Annotated in this window: 17 protein-coding genes; 7 read left to right on the forward strand and 10 right to left on the reverse strand. The window is 72.9% G+C overall.

Annotated elements, in window-relative coordinates; genetic code table 11:
• Positions 1 to 7: 7 nt before the first annotated feature.
• A complete protein-coding gene (locus tag ACZ7BZ_RS11675; protein WP_470358277.1) occupies positions 8 to 1,423 on the reverse strand; it encodes an amino acid permease in 1,416 nt (471 codons plus the stop codon).
• A gap of 437 nt (positions 1,424 to 1,860) precedes the next feature.
• Here ACZ7BZ_RS11675 and ACZ7BZ_RS11680 point away from each other — a divergent pair, with 437 nt between their 5' ends.
• Positions 1,861 to 2,736 carry a universal stress protein gene (locus ACZ7BZ_RS11680; protein ID WP_470358209.1) on the forward strand — a complete coding sequence of 292 codons (876 nt, stop codon included), beginning with the start codon at positions 1,861 to 1,863 and terminating at the stop codon, positions 2,734 to 2,736.
• A gap of 58 nt (positions 2,737 to 2,794) precedes the next feature.
• A complete protein-coding gene (locus ACZ7BZ_RS11685; protein WP_470358210.1) occupies positions 2,795 to 3,430 on the forward strand; it encodes an Rv1733c family protein in 636 nt (211 codons plus the stop codon).
• Positions 3,431 to 3,721: 291 nt separating this feature from the next.
• Here the strand turns inward: ACZ7BZ_RS11685 and ACZ7BZ_RS11690 are convergent, their stop codons facing one another.
• From ACZ7BZ_RS11690 to ACZ7BZ_RS11700, 3 genes are all read right to left on the reverse strand, one after another.
• Positions 3,722 to 4,681, reverse strand: a complete 960-nt coding sequence (locus ACZ7BZ_RS11690) for a hypothetical protein (RefSeq protein WP_470358211.1) — start codon at positions 4,679 to 4,681, stop codon at positions 3,722 to 3,724.
• Between the two features lie 667 nt (positions 4,682 to 5,348).
• On the reverse strand, positions 5,349 to 6,719 hold the full coding sequence (locus tag ACZ7BZ_RS11695; RefSeq protein WP_470358212.1) for a hypothetical protein: 1,371 nt from the start codon (positions 6,717 to 6,719) through the stop codon (positions 5,349 to 5,351).
• A 345-nt stretch (positions 6,720 to 7,064) separates the two neighbouring features.
• Complete coding sequence (locus tag ACZ7BZ_RS11700; RefSeq protein WP_470358213.1) at positions 7,065 to 7,496, reverse strand: DUF7144 family membrane protein; 432 nt, start codon at positions 7,494 to 7,496, stop codon at positions 7,065 to 7,067.
• A gap of 252 nt (positions 7,497 to 7,748) precedes the next feature.
• On the opposite strand from ACZ7BZ_RS11700, the gene ACZ7BZ_RS11705 reads away from it, so the two are divergent.
• Positions 7,749 to 8,081: a carboxymuconolactone decarboxylase gene (locus ACZ7BZ_RS11705; RefSeq protein ID WP_380454459.1), complete on the forward strand. Its 333-nt coding sequence runs from the start codon at positions 7,749 to 7,751 to the stop codon at positions 8,079 to 8,081.
• Positions 8,082 to 8,571: 490 nt separating this feature from the next.
• Complete coding sequence (locus tag ACZ7BZ_RS11710) at positions 8,572 to 8,958, forward strand: hypothetical protein (protein WP_470358214.1); 387 nt, start codon at positions 8,572 to 8,574, stop codon at positions 8,956 to 8,958.
• Positions 8,959 to 8,975: 17 nt separating this feature from the next.
• Here ACZ7BZ_RS11710 and ACZ7BZ_RS11715 read toward each other — a convergent pair whose 3' ends face one another.
• The 5 genes from ACZ7BZ_RS11715 to ACZ7BZ_RS11735 all read right to left on the reverse strand — a co-directional run bounded on the left by ACZ7BZ_RS11715 (position 8,976) and on the right by ACZ7BZ_RS11735 (position 12,477).
• Positions 8,976 to 9,770: an HAD hydrolase family protein gene (locus ACZ7BZ_RS11715; RefSeq protein ID WP_470358215.1), complete on the reverse strand. Its 795-nt coding sequence runs from the start codon at positions 9,768 to 9,770 to the stop codon at positions 8,976 to 8,978.
• A 2-nt stretch (positions 9,771 to 9,772) separates the two neighbouring features.
• Positions 9,773 to 10,189, reverse strand: a complete 417-nt coding sequence (locus ACZ7BZ_RS11720) for a hypothetical protein (protein WP_470358216.1) — start codon at positions 10,187 to 10,189, stop codon at positions 9,773 to 9,775.
• 46 nt (positions 10,190 to 10,235) lie between these two features.
• A complete protein-coding gene (locus tag ACZ7BZ_RS11725) occupies positions 10,236 to 10,937 on the reverse strand; it encodes an SDR family oxidoreductase (protein WP_470358217.1) in 702 nt (233 codons plus the stop codon).
• Complete coding sequence (locus ACZ7BZ_RS11730) at positions 10,930 to 11,625, reverse strand: phosphoribosylaminoimidazolesuccinocarboxamide synthase (RefSeq protein WP_465740224.1); 696 nt, start codon at positions 11,623 to 11,625, stop codon at positions 10,930 to 10,932. The genes ACZ7BZ_RS11725 and ACZ7BZ_RS11730 overlap by 8 nt, the downstream gene beginning before the upstream one ends.
• A 168-nt stretch (positions 11,626 to 11,793) precedes the next feature.
• The gene (locus ACZ7BZ_RS11735) at positions 11,794 to 12,477 is read right to left on the reverse strand and encodes an HAD family hydrolase (RefSeq protein ID WP_470358218.1); all 684 of its coding nucleotides are present in this window, start codon (positions 12,475 to 12,477) and stop codon (positions 11,794 to 11,796) included.
• A 169-nt stretch (positions 12,478 to 12,646) separates the two neighbouring features.
• Between ACZ7BZ_RS11735 and ACZ7BZ_RS11740 the strand changes: the two genes are divergently transcribed.
• From ACZ7BZ_RS11740 to ACZ7BZ_RS11750, 3 genes are all read left to right on the forward strand, one after another.
• The gene (locus ACZ7BZ_RS11740; RefSeq protein ID WP_470358219.1) at positions 12,647 to 13,996 is read left to right on the forward strand and encodes an aminotransferase class I/II-fold pyridoxal phosphate-dependent enzyme; all 1,350 of its coding nucleotides are present in this window, start codon (positions 12,647 to 12,649) and stop codon (positions 13,994 to 13,996) included.
• Positions 13,997 to 14,207: 211 nt separating this feature from the next.
• The gene (locus tag ACZ7BZ_RS11745) at positions 14,208 to 15,221 is read left to right on the forward strand and encodes an HD domain-containing protein (RefSeq protein ID WP_470358220.1); all 1,014 of its coding nucleotides are present in this window, start codon (positions 14,208 to 14,210) and stop codon (positions 15,219 to 15,221) included.
• A gap of 42 nt (positions 15,222 to 15,263) precedes the next feature.
• Entirely contained in the window at positions 15,264 to 16,472 is a 1,209-nt protein-coding gene (locus ACZ7BZ_RS11750; protein ID WP_380454441.1) for an MFS transporter, read from the forward strand.
• A 98-nt stretch (positions 16,473 to 16,570) separates the two neighbouring features.
• On the opposite strand, the gene ACZ7BZ_RS11755 is transcribed toward ACZ7BZ_RS11750, so the two are convergent.
• Complete coding sequence (locus ACZ7BZ_RS11755) at positions 16,571 to 17,920, reverse strand: NtaA/DmoA family FMN-dependent monooxygenase (RefSeq protein ID WP_380462719.1); 1,350 nt, start codon at positions 17,918 to 17,920, stop codon at positions 16,571 to 16,573.
• Positions 17,921 to 17,923 lie beyond the last annotated feature (3 nt).

Genomic DNA, 17,923 nt, shown 5'->3' on the forward strand with positions numbered 1-17,923 from the left:
TCGGAGTTCAGTGCAGGTGGCGCGCGGTCAGTGCGCGCCGGAGAACGGTCGGCAGGCCGACGGGCCGTGCGGTACGGGCCGCCTTCAACGGCGGCTCGTCGTGGTGGGCCGGCTCGGTGGCGGTGGTCGGGGCGGCGGTGCCGGTGAGGGCTCCCGCCGCGGGCCGGGCGTGCGGTCGCTTCAGCCAGATGTAGACCGGGATGCCGAGCAGGACCGTGAACAGGCCGTAGTAGACGGTCTGGTAGCCGCTGCCCTGGATCGACCAGTAGGAGAACGCCAGCGCCAGGGCGGTGACGGTGACGTCCCGCGCAAAGCGGCGCCGATCCACCTCCTCCCGACCGTGCAGCACCAGCCAGTACAGCTGCGCGGCGGCCGAGACCAGATACGGGATGACAGCGGTGAGCACGCTCAGCAGCACGATCTCGGTGAACACCTGCGTGAACCGCGTGTAGCTGATCACGGTGAGCACCGACGCGAGGACCGTCGCCGAGACGATGCCGAAGGCCGGCACCTCACCACGGCCCCGGGTGCCGGCGAACGCGGACGGGAACAGCCCGTCGCGTGCGGCGGCCATCGGCATCTCCGCGCAGATCATGGTCCAGCCGTTCAGTGCCCCGAGCCCGGAGATGATCGCCGCGACGGCGACCAGGTTCCCGGCCCAGGCGCCGCCCGCGATGTTGTTCATCGCGTCCGTGAACGGCGCAGTGGAGGAGCCGAGTTGGCCGTGCGGGACAGTGCCGAAGACGGCCAGGGTGCCGAGCAGGTAGATCGCCGCGCAGGCCAGGGTGCCGTAGACGGTCGCCCGGGGCACGTTGCGCTTCGGTTCCCGCACCCGCCCGGCCGCCACCGAGGCGGTCTCCAGGCCGATGTAGCTGAACAGCGCGATCGCCCCGGCCGCCGACACGGCACCCAGCGCCGAACCGCCACTGGCGTTGAAGGCCCCGAAGTTGCCGGACTTCACGAACAACAGGCCGGCCGTGGCCATGAACGCCAGCGGCAGGAACTTCAGCACCGTGGTGACCACCTGGAACGCCCCGATGCTGCGCACACCGGCCAGGTTCACGATCGCCGGCAGCCACAGGCCCACCAGGGCTATCGCGACCGAAGCCCCGGTGTGGTGGCCCTTGTTGACGAACACCTCGACGTAGCCGACCCAGGCCACCACGATGGCCGCGTTCCCGGCCCAGGCCGTGATCCAGTACGACCAGGCGGTCAGGAACCCGGCGAACTCGCCGAACGCCTCCCGGGCGTAGACGTACGGCCCGCCACTGCCGGGCACTCGCTCCGACAGCCGCCCGAAGGTCACCGCCAGCGCCAGCGCCCCGACGGTCACCAGCACGAACGCCACCAGCGCGATCGGCCCGTACGGCGCGAGCGCCGACGGCAGCGCGAACACGCCGGTACCGATGATGCTGCCCACCACCAGCGCCGTCGCCGCGGGCAGCCCGAAGGAGGTATTACGCCCTTGTGGGCCGTCCCCCGACGTGCTCACCGGTGGTCTTCCGCTGTCGTGTACGGACATCAAGGGCTCCTTTGCCAGTTGCTTGACCGCGCTGACGGGCCCGGTCTCCGCCGTGGCCCGCTGAGAAGATCCTCGAATCCGCGAGCGGCCGGCCCCATGGGCCAACGGTCCCGCTTCCCGCACCGGCGGTCCCTGTCTTCCCTGTCCGATGGTCCCGACTGCACCGGACCGCCCACCGGCGCATGGCGCGCGACGCATTGCCGGATCCGCCCCCTCGGGACCACCGGCCCACCGGCGGGTTCCGTCCGGCCCTGGGGTCCCGCGAGGCCCCGCGGGAGATTGGTGCTCGCCGGGCCACGGTCCGGCCCGGCCCTCAACCCGACCCCGAAGGAGCATCCGTGACGACGCGACACGTCCTGGCCGGCCTCGACGGCTCACCGCAGAGCGAAACCGCCGCCATGTGGGCGGCAGCGGAGGCCCAGCGCCTCGGAGCGCCCCTGCGCCTCCTGCACGTCTGGCCCTGGCTGAACGGCGAGAACGCGGACCGGGCCGAGCCCGGCGACCTCAGGCCCGCCGCGCTCGACGCCCTCGCCCGCGTCGCCGACCGACTCCGCCTCGCCCACCCGGAACTGCCGGTAGAGACCGCCGTCAGGCCCGACGACCCGGTCGACGGACTGGTCGCCGAAGCACGGGGACAAAAAATGCTGGTGCTCGGCTCCCGGGGCCTCGGGGGATTCGCCGGCCTGCTCGTCGGATCGGTCTCCCTCGCGGTCGCCGCCCGCGCGACGGTCCCGACGGTCCTCGTCCGCGAGGCAGGACCCCTCCCTCGCGCGAGCACCGCCGCCGTCGGCTCCGTCGTGGTCGGCATCGACTCCGGTGAACCGGACGAAGCAGTCCTCGAATTCGCCTTCGCGGAGGCGGAGCGCCGCGGCGCCGGGCTGCGCGCCGTCCACGGCTGGGACCCGGCCCCGGCCTGGGCCTTCGGAGGCATGATGCCGCCTCCGGTGGACATCCCTGGCCAGGAGGGTACGAAGGCGGCCCTGCTGTCACAGCACCTCACCCGTCAGTTGGCGAACCATCCGGGCGTGGCCGTCGTCGAGGACGTCCGGCTCGGCGGCGGAGCGAAGGCCGTCCTGGACGCCTCCGCCGGTGCCGAGTTGGTCGTCATCGGTCGACGCGAGCGCCGTCACCGCATCGGCATGCTGCTCGGACCCGTCGCACACGCCGTACTCCACCACTCCACCGCCCCGGTGGCGGTCGTCCCCCACCCCTGAAGACCGGCCCGTGCCGGTTGCCACCATCTGCCAGACCGTCCACGAAGGAGCACCGGAAATGAACACCGCGCCCGAGCTAGCCGGCCCGGTGCCGCTCTTCCGCCACCACCTGCGGCAGGCTCTCGGGAAGGGCCGGAATCCGTTGGGTCGCACGATCGACCGCTCACGCAGCCGGGCCCTGGTCCTGGCCGTGCTCGGCATCGGCCTTGCCGTGCTCGGCGGCGCGGGCGCGGCGGCGGCCGACTTCGCCGTTGTCCGGCACCAGGCCTCGGTGACGGCCGACCGCCTGCACCAGGTCCAGGCGGTCGTGCTGACTCCGGCGCAGCGGGAGGCCGACACCGGCGCCGGCAGGCGGCGGTACGAGGCGGACGCCGTCTGGGTCTACCCCACCGGGCACCGCACCACGGGCAGCGTCCCGGTGCCGGGCGGCACGGCCCCCGGTTCGACCATCGGCATATGGGTCGACGACGCCGGCCGTTCCGTGGCGTCCCCGCTCGGATCGGCCGCCATCGCCGCCAAGGCGGCCTGCCTCGGACTGTTCCTCCTCGGCGTCCTCGGCGTCCTCGTCGTCACTGGACTCGGCATCCGTCTGGACGTCCTGGACCGCCGAGCCGACCGGGCGTGGCAACACTCCTGGGCCCAGCTGGAACCCGTGTGGAGCGGCCGCGCCTCACGCGACAACCGGGCGGGCTGACCGCACCCGCCATTCGGAAGGAGACGACCCCGATGTCCGCACAGCCCGTCAGCCGCCGCGATGCCGACGATCCCGCCCACCGGATTCTCCTCGCCGCCGCATGCGCCGCCCCGTCCATCCACAACACGCCGGACGGTCCTCGACGACCAGCGGAGCGGCGAAATCGCGGACGACGGACGACGGACGACTACAGGGCCGGCCCTCTCGTCGGCCGGCTGCCAGAGGTCGTGTTCCCCGGGGGCTGTCGGTGGTGGCCGTTGCTCTCGGCCAGTGATCTGCCCAGGTGGCACCTCACGGAGCCGTCGGCCAGGTCTCCGAACGGCGGCGGCGCCGGCGCCGCAGGTACCACGCCCCGCAGACCGCGGCGGAGAGCGCGATCAGCGCGATCGCGAGTACCGGATACTGGCTGCCCGCCAGCCGGACATCGGCGGCGACCAGGACCACCACCGCCCCGATCGGCACCACCAGCGAAAGCAGCACGCTGAGGATGCCACCCACAAGCGCCGGCTGGACCTCGGCGGTGCTTCTGGACGCCCCGGGGGAACCGTCTCCCGAGTAGTACGCGGAGGCGCGGTCACCGAGTTCCTGCGTCGCGCGGTGGTAGGAGTAGCCGAGGTAGGGCAGCCAGATCAAGGGGGCGACGAGACCGACGAGCAGGACCGCCACGACCAGCACCCACCGCCGGACATGCACGGCCACCGAAACCGGCCGCTCGTCGGGCGTGGCCACGCCGAGCAGGTACGCCATCCGCTTCACCACGCTCCACAGCGCGGCAATGCGGCCGGGAGGGACGGGACGGGCCGCTGCCGCTGCCTCCAGCGCGGCGGCGGCCCGCTCCTCGTCCGGGTACACACCCTGGATCACCAGCAGCTCGGCCGCGCGGGCCGGGGCGGTGGGCTCCCGTCCGGCCACCGCGCCCAGCTCCAGCATCATCCGGCTCTGGGTCAGCAGCGCCGTGCAGAACGCGAACGGGGCGAGCACGATCAATGGGCCTCCCACGAAAGCGCCCTCGCTCTGACTGACCCGCCGACCCCGTGTGATCACCATGGCACGCAGCTCGGCGTCACCGGCCTCGGGGTGCTGCTCACGGGCGCGGGCGACCGAGGCAGCGGCGCGACGGCCTAGGTGGTGGACAGCGAAGTTGGCGAGCAGTTCTGGCAGGTGGGCGGGGTCGGCCGCGGCCGCGCGCAGCACGAAGCGGGTCAGGGCGGACTCCGGCGCGTCGGCAGGGGGTTCCTCTACGGTGGCCACCCTCTTATCGTGGCCCTCGGGCTGGAACGAGGCCCGTTGACTGCGGCCACGGTCCGCACCGCCACCCGGTCGGGGCACGGAGTTCCGGGCACGGCCCTGACGATCACTACGGGCGATCCCGGAATTTCATCAGAGCCACTCCCCGTGGCCGCTGCCGCCCCTCCTCCGACGGCTTGTCCGGCTACCGGCCGGTCCTGATCCCGGCCCGGTCACGAGGCGAGCGCAGCGCGACCTCTCGCGAGCAGGTTCTCCACCACCGGTCCGCACGCCTGGTCGAGAGAGTGGAGGCCCGGGACGCGTGGGCGCTCTCCGAAGCCCACGTTCGGCGGGATCACGGTGGGTAACGTACGGGAAGGACCGAGTGAGACCATGACGGCCGGTCCCAGCCGCAGCGACAGCCCCAGCGCCTTCGCGGACCGTGACCGGGCCGCTGGGGCAACGGTCCTTCTCCCGTTCGATCTCTGCGGCCAGGAACCTGCACGCTCTGCCGCCGGACATGTCCAGGGACCAGCGGGACGTGGCGCACCGGTCCCCGGATCGTCAGGAGTACCGGGTGCCGATTTCCCTCCGCTGCCGACTCGTGGCTCTCGGCTTCGGGCCCGGCCCCACACCGTCCGCCCTGGTGGCCCGGCCGTTGCCGGCCGGGCCGGGACGACACCGGCCGCGGTCAGGCGTGGGCCGGTGGCGGTCCGCCCGGGGCCGTCGTCGGTGGTGTCCGGTCGCCGCCCGGCCCGGTGTCGAGGAACTCCCGGATGGCGAAGGCCAGCGCCACGAAGAAGGTGATCCACAGGACCACGGCCCAGGTCGGGTAGGACCAGGTCGCCAGGATCAGGGCGGCGACGAGCAGGATCACCACGCCGATCCAGCGCTTGAAGCGGTGCACGAACGGGCCGACGGGGCCGAGCTTCATGCCGAGCGAGTACAGCGCGTCGCGCAGGGAGGTGATGATGCGCCGACAGGCGGTGCGGACGGCGACGGCGGGCTTGGAGGGGCCGATCAGGAAGGCACCGACGGCGGTGACCACGGCCACCGCGCCGACCGCACGGATCGTGGCGCGCATGAAGCGGATGAGGGTGTCGTAGAGCGTGCCCGCGGCCGCCTGGTTCGCGCCCGGCGGCAGGTGGTCGAGGTAGATCGCGCGGAAGACCGTGAGCACGATGCCGAGCAGCAGCATGGCCAGCGCCACCCCGACGGCGGCGCCGACGAGCGCGCGGCGCCGGTTGACCGCCAGGAAGACGCCGCCCGCGGCGATCAGCACGCTGACGACCGGCAGCCAGGCGCCCATGATCTCCAGCAGCCGGAAGTACGTCTTGACCTTGCCGACGTCCTGCGACTGGAAGACCACGAAGTTGGTGTGGACGTCCGGGATCTTCGCGGCCGGGCCCAGACCGGCGTCGACCAGTTCGGTCTTCACCTTCGCGACGATCGGCGCGATGTCGATGGCGACCTGGTTGTTCTCGAGAGTGACGGCGCCACCGCCCTTGCCGGTGAGGGCCTTGTCGAGGGCGGTGTGGACGGCCCGGTTGGCATCGACCCAGATGGTGGCGAACTGGTCGCTGGTGACGACCTTGTTGACGACCGTGCTCACCAGCTGGGTGAGTCCGCTCTTGATCGGCCCGCTCAGGTTGCCGATCAGACTCGCGGCGTTCGGTGGCACGCCCTGTTCGGCCGCCGCGTCCGAGAGCTGTTTGACCAGCGCGTCGACGTCGATCTGCTCGAGGACGACCTGGGTGACGCGGTTGGTCACGGCCTGCTGGATGTCGGGTTCGGTGGCGAGCGGAGCCATGGTCTGGACATAGCGGTCGGTGTTGCCGACGAAGCCGGATGTCCACACCGCCACCACGGACAGCAAGGACAGCAAGGAGGCGATCACGATCAGCATCGTGGCCCCGGAGGTCCGCCAACGGTGGTGCTCCCGCTTCTTCGGCGCTGCTTCCAGCGCGGCGATGCGGGCGTGCAGCCGGGCGATCTCGGTCTCTTCTGAGCCGGTGCCGGCGGGCGGGGAGGGTGTCGCAGGGCTGCCGGCCGGCGGCGACACCGGGGGCTGCTCGTGCGGTCCCTCCCGGCCCGCACCGCCATTGCTCCCACCGCCGCCTTCGCGGCCTTCAGGATCGGGTTCTGATGGGGTCGACGCCATCGCTTCCTCCTCGAGTGGGTGGCCGTCGACCACCGCACGTGCTTACAGGAGAAGCGAGGTGTCGTGCACGCACCACCGGGATTCGGCCTACGGGTGAATCGTGGGCACCCGTCCCGTCCCCCGGGAACGGCCGGCTGACTCACCGGTCGAGGACGAGGGCGACGCGCGACGAACCCGGGCAGCCGGCGCGGCGCCAGGTCGGGTCGGCGCAGGGCCGGTGGGTCCGGCCCTGCCGTCACCCCCGCTCTAGGTTCGCACCTCCTCCCGGTGCGTCCCTGCCGTCAGTGCCCAGATGACGGCGACGTCGACGGCGATCAGGACGATGGCCCAGAAGGGGTAGTAGGGCAGCCACAGGAAGTTCGCGATCATGTTCAGGCCTGCGGCGATCACGCCGAGTATCCGTGCCCACATCGCGCCGCCGAGGAGCGCGAAGCCCGCCAGCAGAATCACGATGCCCAGGATGAGGTGCAGCCAGCCCCATCCGGTGGTGTCGAACTTGTAGACGTAGTTGCCGGTGATGACGTAGCGCTCGTCGTTGACGATGGCACCGATCCCCTCGAAGAGCGCCATCGTGCCACCGAAGATCATCATGCAGGCGGCGAAGAGCGTCCAACCCGTTGCGAACCGCTTCCGACTGACTTGAGTACCAGCCTGTGCTCTGCTGACGTTGCCGGCCATGCTCGGGCTCCTTCGGAGAAAGATGTCGCCCGTTTCCGTGCGACCCGGTCGGAGGCCTCTCCCACCAAACTGCCACGACCGCGAGACGGCTGCTACTTCGCCGCTCGCCGGCCATGGTCGCAGGGCCTTCCACTCGGGCGGCTCACTCTCCGCGCGCGCGGTCCGGCACCTGCCTACCGTCGGACGGGGCGGCCGAAGGACGCCCCGTCCGGGCGGAAGCCCAGATCGAGCAGAGCGACACCTGGAGATGTCATGCCCACCACATCGGAAACTCCCGTTCTCGACACCCTCATGGCCATGACCGCCGATTCGATCGAGCGCTGCGGCCTGGCCCCCGACATGCTGATCCCCATCCGGATCGCGGCCCTGGCCGCCATGGACGCACCGGCCGTCTCATACCTCGCACACCTCGAACCGGCACTGCGCGAGCACATGACCGCCAGTCAACTGCAGGACGTACTGGTCGCGATCGCGCCGATCGTCGGCACGGCCCGGGTGATGTCGGCGGCGACCCACATCACGGAGGCGCTCGGGATCGCCATCGCGGTGGCCGACGCGGGCATCGAGAGCCAGAGCGACAGGTAGGACGCCGCCTGCGGCGGGTGGGGGTGGCAGGAGGTTGGCGGCGCGCAGGAGAGCGAGGATCCGGCGGAGCCGCGGACGGACGCCGACGAGCTGGAACTCGGCCTGACGCGTGGGGGCGGCCCGGCGGGCGCTCCGATCGGGCTCCAGCGGGCGCATGTCATCCGGAATGCGCTCCCTGCGGCGCCGTTTCTGCGCCCTGGGCCGGCACCGGGCGGAGTCCGAGCTGGCCACGTGGGCGACCACGGCGATCGGCCGCCCGCCGAGCCGGTGGACGCGCCGCCGCCGCGCAGTCGGCCCGGGAGCCGGAGCACCGGGGCGCCACGGGTGAACACCCGCCCGGGTGTCCGCGCGGGCGAGCGAAGGAGTTCGGTCACGAACCGTGGGAGTCCGGCCAGTTCGGGCCGAGGCCGGAGGCGCAGGTGTGACACGCCGGGGGCGCCGGGCACCCTGCGGCCGGACCGACTCGCAGGCACGACGCCAGGAGTGAGAGATGTTCAGCACCGTCCGCGCCGCCCGGATCACCGCCTCCGCTGCCGCCACCGCCCTCGCCGTGAGCCTGGGCGTGGTGGCCGCGCCCGCCGCCTCGGCGGCCGACAGCTGCTGGCCCGGGGAGAGCAACCGGTGGTACTGCCACAACGTGCCCGGCGCCGCGGTCTACGGCACCGTCGGCGACAACCACCTCTACCCGGACCCGGACACCGTCGTCGGCTACCTGAACACCGACCCCAGCTGGTTCTACTGCAAGGAGGACAACCAGGCCTGGGTCGGCGGCCCGCACCCGACCCGGTGGCTGATGACCGTCGCGGACAACGGGCGGCTCGGCTTCGTGAAGGACACCGACATCTCCAGCGAGACGGATCCCGTCCCGGACTGCTGAGCGCTCCCGCCGCCGGCTCAGCCCAGCAGTTGGTCCACCAGGTGGGCCACCGCGTGCTCGTCGTTGCTCGGCAGCAGCCGGTCGGCGGCGCTCCGGACGGCCTCGGGGGCGTTGGCCGGGGCGGCGCCGAGGCCCGCGAGCCGGATCATCCCGCAGTCGTTCAGGCCGTCGCCGACGGCGGCGGTCTGGGCGAGGTCCAGGCCGAGGTCGGCTGCGATCCAGGCCAGCACCCCGTGCTTGCCGGTGCCGCGCGGACCGAGCTCCAGGAAGTGCGGTCCGGAGGCGGTGACTTCGGCGTCGATGCCCACCAACTCCTGTACCGTACGCACGAGTTCGACGCCGAACGGGGCGAACGGGCAGGCCAGCAGCTTCACCACCGGCCGCGCCGACTCCACGCCGCCGCGCCACTCGACCCCGTTCCAGTGCCGGGCCAGTTCCTCCGGGAAGCCCGGCTGGACGACCGTCCCGTCCAGCAGGTCGAAGGCCAGCGCCCAGTCCGGCCGCGCCTCCCCGAGGGCGGCCGCGAGCCGGTGCGGCACCGCCGGGTCGAAGACCAGCTGCCGGCTCGGCCGGTGTTCGCCCGGCCGGAACACCAACGCCCCGTTGCCGTGCGCCCAGTAGGCCGAGGGCGGGATGCCCGCCCGGATCGCGGCCGGCACGTCGCGCGGGGGGCGGGCGGTGATCACCGCGACGGTGAGGCCGGCCGCGACCGCCCGGTCGAGCGCGTCCGACACCGCGCCGGGGAGCGCGCCGGCGGAGTCCAGCAGGGTGCCGTCGAGGTCGCAGGCGAGCAGGCGGTAGCCGTCGGCCATGGTCAGCCCTCCGGGGTTTCCGGGACGAAGGTCAGGGTGAGCCGGGCCAGGCCCGCGCCGGTCACCACGGCCGCCACCTCGGCGGTGCCCGCGTGCCGGCGGGCCGTCGGCTCCTTGCCGAACGGCACCCAGAGCCACTGGGTGTCGACGACCGAGCGACCGAGGACGTCATCGCCCTCCACCCGGGGGATCCGGTCGGAGAGCCGGGCCGGGATGTCGTGGACGTCGACCGAGGTGACCGCTCCGGACGCGCCGAACCCGACCCACACCACCGTCCGGAAGGACATCAGGGCCGCGTCCGGCCCGTCCGCGTCGGGCAGCAGGTCGGCGGAGAACCGCCGTCGCCCCTCGTCCCATTCGGGCTCGGCCGTGCAGGGTCCGGCCGTGCAGGGTCCGGCCGTGCCGGTATGCGGTTCCACGGTTCCACTCCTGTCGGTCGCAGTTCTTGCACCTTCAGACGTGCGGTCAGACGTACTGGAGGCGATCGAGCCCGACGACAGGTGGGGTGTCCAGCCTGCCGGGTCGGAGTTCGATCTCCCCGAGGACGGTGTCGCGCGGCGTGGACGCCGCCCAGGACACCACTTCGGCGACGGACTCCACGCTCATCTTGTACGCGGAGTGGTCGTCGTCGAAGTTCCGGATCGCTCCGGGGCTGAGCAGGGTGGTGCGCACCCCGTGCCGGCGCTCCTCCATCAGCAGCACCTCGGCCACCTGCTTGAGCGCGGCCTTGGTCGCGCAGTAGGCGACCCCGCCCTCGAACGGCCGGGAGCCCGCGTGCGAGCCCATCAGCACGATGTGCCCCTGGCTGCGGCGCAGCAGCGGCAGCGCGGCCTGGACGAGCCGCAGCGGCGCGGTGAGGTTGACCGCGACGGCCTCGTCCCAGTCCTGCGCGGTGACGTCCGCGACGGCGCCGAAGCCGCGGGCGACGGCGTTGACGACCAGCAGGTCCAGCCGCGGGGCGTCGGCCAGCACCCGCTCGGCGGCCAGGGCGACGGCGGCCGGGTCGGCGAAGTCGACGGTGACGGCGTCCTCGTGGTCGTCGCAGGGGGTGCGGTTGAGGCAGCGGACGTGGTACCCGTCGGCGATCAGCCGGCTGCGGACGGCCCGTCCGGTGCCCCGGTTGCTGCCGGTCACCAGGGCGACCGGCGGCCCCGAGGCCTCACCCACCGGAGACCATCTTGATCAGTTCGGCCCAGCGGGCGAGGATGTCCTCCCGGCCGGCGCCCTGCCGGAACATGTCCTTGTCGTAGGGCATGCCGTCGACGGTCTTGAGGCGCATGCAGTCCGGCGAGATCTCGGAGTTGACGACCAGTCCGTGCTCGTCGTCGGACGCGATGACGAGGCAGAAGTCCCAGAGGTCGAGCGGCGCGAGCAGGTCGCGCAGGGCCGCGTTGCAGTCGAGCGCGAGCTGTCGGTGGTGTTCCACGTCGACGCCGAGCAGCCGGAGGTAGTCCTCGCCGATCGGCTGGTCCTCCGGGTCGGTCCGGTAGTCGAACTTGACGACCGGGTGGTCCAGGACCTGCCCCTCCTCGAAGAGGCCGGGGTACTTGCGGATGGTCGAACCGGTCGCCCGGTTCTTGACGATGACCTCGAACGGCGGGGCCGGCCGGTAGTCGGCGAGGTAACTGGTCGGCCCCACCCGCTCGCGGAAGACGGTGTGGACACCGCGTTCGGCGAGCCGCGCCGAAACGAATTCGAAGAAGTCGAGACGCAACTCAGCTGTTCCGTCGATGAGTTCGTCGCGATCGAAGGTGAAACTCCGGAGCGAGGGAATCATCTCGATCAGGCAGAGGCCCTCGTCGACATGCCAGAGTTTCTTACTCCGCCCCTGGATGTCCGGAGTGCGGGAAGTCACGGAAACCGCGTCTAAGGAGGCCACAGGTCACTCTCAGGAGGTCGGGCACACAACGGTGCCTAGGACTTAAATGATCAGCGGTGCGGCAAGTCTGGCACGGGTGTGACCGGAAAGAAAGGGCCTCCGGTAGGTTTAGAGGAGGCCATGTCATGATCGGGGGGGCTTGGCTCAGAAGTGTTCCAGCAACTCCGCGAAGGTGCGCAGCACGAGCGTCGCCTCCTCGGGCCGGAACTCGTCGTGTTCCAGCACCCAGGTGTGCTCGTGCGGAATGTAGACGGCCTTCAGACCGGCCCGGAGCGCGGGCAGGATGTCGGACTTCGGCGAGTTCCCGATCATCCAGGTGCGCCCGGCCTCCAGGCCCAGATCGGCGGTGAGCTGCCGGTACGTGTCCACGTTCTTCTCGGGCACGATGTGGATGCTGCGGAAGTGGTGGGCGATCCGGGAGGCGTCCACCTTCCGCTGCTGCTCCTCCAGGTTCCCCTTGGTGAGCAGCAGGAGTTCGTGCTCCCCGGAGAGGGTGAGGAGGGTTTCCGCGACGCCCTCGATCAGCTCGACCCGGCGATTGGTCAGAGGGGTGAGGAGTTCCTCCACCCGGTCGTTCTCGGCGTCCGTCGGGATTCGCCCGTTGAGGGACTCCAGGCAGTCCCGCAGGCTCTGCCGGAACATCTCCGCGCCGTACCCGAGGGTGACGGCGTTCTTCGCCTCGATCTCGTCCAGCAACGCCCTGGTACGGGTGCGATCCTCGGGCGCGGAGGCCCAGTTCAGAAAGCCGTCGATGACGCGCTCGAAGAGAACGTTGTTCTCCCACAGCGTGTCGTCGGCGTCGAAGACGAGCGTCTGGCCCTTGAGCATCACTGATCCACCTCGAAGTACGTACCGATGACTTGTGCCGACGACCGCTCCGGAGACCGCCCCGGGACCGTGCCGGGGACTGCGCCGGGGAGCCGGTCCCGCGGTTCGGACGTGAGCCGACCGGGCGGACTCCGAACGGGTCCGGAAGCAGTCGTGCAGAATGGTCATCATGCCAGAGCAGCACCGGATTCGCGGGCGTCGAGCCACCGAGATCGCCGCCGACGTCGAGCAGGCGGTCGCCGCCGGACGCCTCGCCCCGGGCAGCCCCCTGCCCCCGCTCCGCCGACTCGCCACCGAGTTGGGCGTGAACCCCAACACCGCCGCGGCGGCCTACCGGCTGCTGCGCGACCGCGGCGTCATCGAGACCGGCGGCCGACGCGGCACCCGGGTGCTGCCCCGACCCACCCACACCCCGCGCGACCAGCGACAGTTCGAAGTGCCGGACGGGGTACGGGACCTGACGGACGGCAACCCCAACGCCGCGCTGCTCCCGCCGCTCGCCGACGCCCTGGCCTTCGCGGCCGACGAGCAGCTGCGCGACCCGGTGCTGTACGGCCGCCCGGCGATGGACCCCGGCCTGCTGGCCATCGCCCGGCGGGAGTTCACCGCCGACGGCCTGCCCGCCGGGTCCACCGCCGTCGCCTCGGGCGCGCTGGACGCGATCGAGCGGGTGCTGCAGACCCGGCTGCGCCCGGGCGACCTGGTCGCGGTCGAGGACCCGGGCTGGGGCAGCCTGCACGACCTGCTCCCGGCCCTCGGCCTGCGGATGACCGGGGTCGGGGTGGACGACGACGGCCCCCGCCCGCAGGACGTCGCGGAGGCGCTGGCGGCCGGCGCCGCCGCCCTGGTGATCACCTCGCGCGCCCAGAACCCCACCGGCGCGACGGTCGGCGCCGCCCGGGCAGCCGAGCTGCGCGCGGTGCTGGCCGACCACCCCGACGTACTGCTGATCGAGGACGACTTCGGGCACGCCATCGCCGACACCCCCTACCACCCGGTGTGCGCGGCGGACGGGCGCCCGATCACGCGGCACTGGACGGTGGTCCGCTCGGTCACCAAACTCCTCGGCCCCGACATGCGGTTGGCCGTGCTGACCGGCGACGCCGACACCGTGGACCGGCTGCGCGGCCGCCAGCGGCTGGGCACCGGCTGGGTCAGTCACGTGCTCCAGCGGGCCGCCGCCCGGCTGCTGACGGACGCCTCGGTGGACCGCGCCCGGGTGGCCGCCCACTACACCGAGCGGCGCGGCGCACTGATCCGCGCGCTGGCCGCGGAGGGCGTGCCGGCGCTGGGGCGCAGCGGCTTCAACGTCTGGATCCCGGTGCGGGACGAGACCTCGGCCGTGGTGGCACTGCTCCAGAGGGGCTGGGCGGTGGCCCCGGGGGCGACCTTCCGGCTGCGCTCGGGCCCCGGACTGCGGCTGACCGTCTCGGGCCTCGCCCTGACGGAGATCCCGGCGCTGGCGGCGGACCTCGCCGCCGCGTTCCGGGTCGATCCGGAGCGCGGGCGGCTGACCTGACGGGGCGCCGGGAGACCCGTAGGCGTTCTTGACAGGGTGGATCGGTGCGAACGATCCTGACGGGCGGATCCGGAGAGAAGTCGGCCGTTCCGCCTCTCCACCGATCCGTTCCCACCGGCCCCGCCCGACCGGACGCCCGGCAGCACCCGCCGGCCGCGCTCGGGCAGGCCGCTCCACGCCCACCCAGCACGGACCGAGGAGTCCGAAGGCCGTGACGTCGATATTCGAGCGCCTGCACGACCACACCCTCGCCGACCTGGGCGCGCTCGACGCGCCCTACGACACCGGCCACCTCTCCCGGACCGCCGTGCTGGCGGGCCGGATCGCCGAGGAGTCGGGGCTCGCCGCGGGCACCGCCCACTGCGCCGCCTACCTGTACCACCGCTTCCGGCTGCCCGGTGCGCGGGACGCCCCGGGCGACGCCCGGGACACCGCCCTGGACTTCCTGACCCGCTCGGGGGTGCCCGGAAAGCTGCACCCGGAGCTGCTCACGGTGGTCGGGCCGGGCGCCCGGCCCGCCGAAAGCCCGTACGGCGCGGCCGTGCTGGACGCCGAGCGGATCGACGCGATGGGCGCCGCCGGGCTCCAGCGGGCGCTGACCGGGGAGGGCCCGCCCTGGCACCCGGACGACCCGGACCCGGCCGCGGGCCGCCCCCGGCCGGCCCCGCCGGAGCTGTACGAGACGCTGCTCCGGGCCGAGCGCGAGCTGCTGACCGCGCCGGCCCGCCGACTGGCCGCCGACCGGATGGACCTGGTGCACCGGCTGGCCGCCGACTACCGGACGGAGGCCGGGCTGGGCTTCCCGGCGGGCGGGCCCGGCCCCGGCCCGGCGGCCGTGCCCCGGGTGGACTGGGACCCGAAGTCGGGCTTCCTGCAGGCCGTGTTCGACGCTCCGGCGACCGGCCCGCTGGTGCGGATCGGCTACCGCGGCGAGGTCTGGCTGACCTTCGACGAGCGCGACCGGCTGCTCGGCGTCGACCTGCGCGACGCCCCTCCCGCCCTGCTCGCCCTGTTCCCGCCCGGACACCAGCACCGCTACTTCTGGCACAGCACGGCCCGCGGCGACGGAGTGGCGTGCTGGGCGGACCGCCCCACCGGGCACGCCTGGGTCACCGCCGCGCCGGGCCTGGCGCACCACCGCGCGACCGCCGTCACGGACATCGAGGTGGGGGTACGTACGGACCGTCCGGCGGTGCTCCGTCTTCATGTCCCGGCCAATCCCTGAATCGATGGGTACACGCGCGTAGATCCCCCTAAGGTGGTGCTCATGAGCTTCCTCGTCTTACTCCGGTCCCCCTCCGTCACCCGTCTGCTGCTGGGCAGTTGGGTGGGGAGGCTGCCCTCCGCGATGGCCGCGCTGACCATCCCGCTGGCGCTGCGCGAGGCCGGGGCGGGGTACGGCTTCGTCGGCGCCGCGGCCGGCTCCTACGCCATCTCGGCGGCGGTCGGCTCACCGCTGCTGGGCCGGCTGGTCGACCGCTGGGGGCAGACCCGCGTCCTGGTGCCGACCGCGCTGCTCGCCGCGGCGGGCTTCCTCGCCATCGCGCTGGCGCCGCACCAGCCCGCCGCCGTGCTGGTCGGCGCCGTACTCGCGGGCTCCATGACGCCCCCGCTGGAGCCCTGCCTGCGGGTGCTCTGGCCGGCGATCGCCCCCGCCGAGAAGCTGGAGTCGGCCTACGCGCTGGACTCCAGCGCCCAGGAACTCGTCTTCGTGGCGGGCCCCCTGGTGGTCACCGGCAGCGTCGCGATCTGGTCGCCGACGGCCGCGCTGTACGTCCAGGCGCTGCTGGGGCTGTTCGGGGTCGCGGTGGTGGCCAGCGCCCGGCCGTCCCGGGAGTGGCGGGCCGAGGCGCGCTCGACCGACTGGCTCGGCCCGCTGCGCAGCGGCCGGCTGGTCACCCTGCTCAGCGCGCTGACCGGGGTGGGCTTCGCGATCGGCACCCTGAACGTGCTGGTGGTCTCGTACGCGGAGCGCTGGGACGTGCCCGGTGGCGCGCCCTCGCTGCTCGCCCTGAACGCCTTCGGCTCGCTGGCCGGTGTGCTGGTCTACGGCTCGCGCCGCTGGCCGGGCACGCTCGCCAACCGCGGGGTGCTGTTCGCCGCCGGCCTGGTGGTCGGGTACGGGCTGCTGGTGCTGGTGCCGCCGCCGGGCTACATGGTGGTGCTGATGCTGCTCACCGGCGCGTTCCTGGCCCCGATGCTGACCGTCACCTTCGTGCTGGTGGGCGAGTTGGCGCCGCCGGGCACCACCACCGAGGCCTTCGCCTGGCTGGTGACGCTGTTCGCGGCCGGCACCTCGCTGGGTTCGGCGGCCGTCGGCAACGTGCTGGCGCACACCAACGAGCACTGGGCGGCGCTGTGCGGCACCGCGGGCGCCCTGGTCACCCTGACCATCCTGGCGCTCGGCCGCAAGGGCTTCGCCACCGCCCCGGCCGCCGCCCCGGCCCCGGCCGCCGCGGAGGCCGCCCAGCACTGAGACCGACCGGCACTGACCCACGGCGACGACGAACGACGGTGGGCCTCCGGGATTCCGGAGGCCCACCGTCGTTCGTCGGCCGGACAGGGCCTGGCGCCTCAGCGCGTCGGGACGGCCATCCCGAGGTGGTCGCGCAGGGTGCGTCCGCCGTACTCCTTGCGGAACAGCCCGCGCCGCTGGAGCACCGGCACCACCAACTCGGTGAACGCCGTGACGGCCCCCGGGACGTACGCCGGGTAGATGTTGAAACCGTCGGCGGCGCCCTCCTCGAACCACTCCTGGATCATGTCGGCCACCTCCTCCGGGTTGCCCACCACGGTGTACGAGAGCTGGGCGGGGGTGGCGTGGACGAGGTCCCCGTAGGTGATCCGGTCCGGCCCGTCGACGGTGCGCCTGGTCAGCCGGGTGATCTCGGCGAGCCGCCGGGCGCCCTCCTCGGAGACCGCCGCCAGGGTGCTCGCCGGGACGGCCGCGGCCAGGTCGTTGCCGCGCACGTCCACCCCGAACACCTCGGAGGCGGAGGTGAGGTTGCGCCGGTGGCCCTCGCCGATGCCGCCCGCGCGCACGATGTCGCCGATCTCCTGCTCCGGGTCGAGCACCAGCAGCGCGTTGAGCCGGTCGTGCAGGGCGACCGCCTCCTCGGTGGTGGGCGCGACGATCGGGGTCAGGCCGGGCAGCACCGCGACGTGGTCGGCGCGGCCGTACCGGGCCGCCCGGGCCTTGATGTCGGCGTAGTACTCCCGGCGCTTGGCCAGCGTCGGCTGCGGGCCGGCGAACACGATGTCCGCGTCGCGGGCGCCGAGTTCGCGGGAGCGGTCCGAGGTGCCGGCGTTGAACACCACCACGTGGCCCTGCGGCGGGCGGGCGACGTCCAGCGGGCCGTCCACCGCGAAGAACTCGCCGCGGTGGTCGATCCGACGGGCCCCGGTGCCGTCCGGCTCCGGGGCGGAGTCCCACAGCTCGCGGACCACCCGGAGGGTCTCCTCGGCCCAGTCGTAGCGCCGGGAGGTGTCCCAGTGGGCGTCCCGGCCGAAGTTGTGGGCCGCCGCCGGGTCCGCGCCGGTGACCAGGTTCCAGGCCGCGCGGCCGTCGCTGAGGTGGTCCAGCGAGGCCAGCAGCCTGGCGATGGCGTACGGGTCGGAGTAGGTCGGGTTGGCGGTGACCACCACGCCGATGTGGCTGGTGGCGGCGGCGATCGCCATGGCTGTGCTGTACGGCTCCAGCCGGGAGATCTGCGCCGGGTTGCTGTGCTGCAGACCCGGGTCGCTGGCCAGCCGGTCGCCCAGGAAGACGAAGTCGAACTTGGCCCGCTCGGCTTCCCGGCTGACCTCCTGGATGAGGCCGATGTCGTACGCGGCGTCGGCGGCCGCGTCGGGGTGGCGCCACCCGGCGGCGTGGGTGCCGGTCGCCCAGAACATCAGCCCGAGGTGCAGTTCTCGCTCGGACACGTC

Source organism: Kitasatospora sp. NPDC036934 (assembly GCF_055608425.1).

Excerpts from the sequence above, each read along its gene's own strand:
- ACZ7BZ_RS11685 (WP_470358210.1), top strand. The coding sequence starts at position 2,795 with ATGAACACCGCGCCCGAGCTAGCCGGCCCGGTGCCGCTCTTCCGCCAC.
- ACZ7BZ_RS11700 (WP_470358213.1), bottom strand. The coding sequence starts at position 7,496 with ATGGCCGGCAACGTCAGCAGAGCACAGGCTGGTACTCAAGTCAGTCGG.
- ACZ7BZ_RS11705 (WP_380454459.1), top strand. The coding sequence starts at position 7,749 with ATGCCCACCACATCGGAAACTCCCGTTCTCGACACCCTCATGGCCATG.
- ACZ7BZ_RS11710 (WP_470358214.1), top strand. The coding sequence starts at position 8,572 with ATGTTCAGCACCGTCCGCGCCGCCCGGATCACCGCCTCCGCTGCCGCC.
- ACZ7BZ_RS11715 (WP_470358215.1), bottom strand. The coding sequence starts at position 9,770 with ATGGCCGACGGCTACCGCCTGCTCGCCTGCGACCTCGACGGCACCCTG.
- ACZ7BZ_RS11735 (WP_470358218.1), bottom strand. The coding sequence starts at position 12,477 with ATGCTCAAGGGCCAGACGCTCGTCTTCGACGCCGACGACACGCTGTGG.
- ACZ7BZ_RS11740 (WP_470358219.1), top strand. The coding sequence starts at position 12,647 with ATGCCAGAGCAGCACCGGATTCGCGGGCGTCGAGCCACCGAGATCGCC.
- ACZ7BZ_RS11750 (WP_380454441.1), top strand. The coding sequence starts at position 15,264 with ATGAGCTTCCTCGTCTTACTCCGGTCCCCCTCCGTCACCCGTCTGCTG.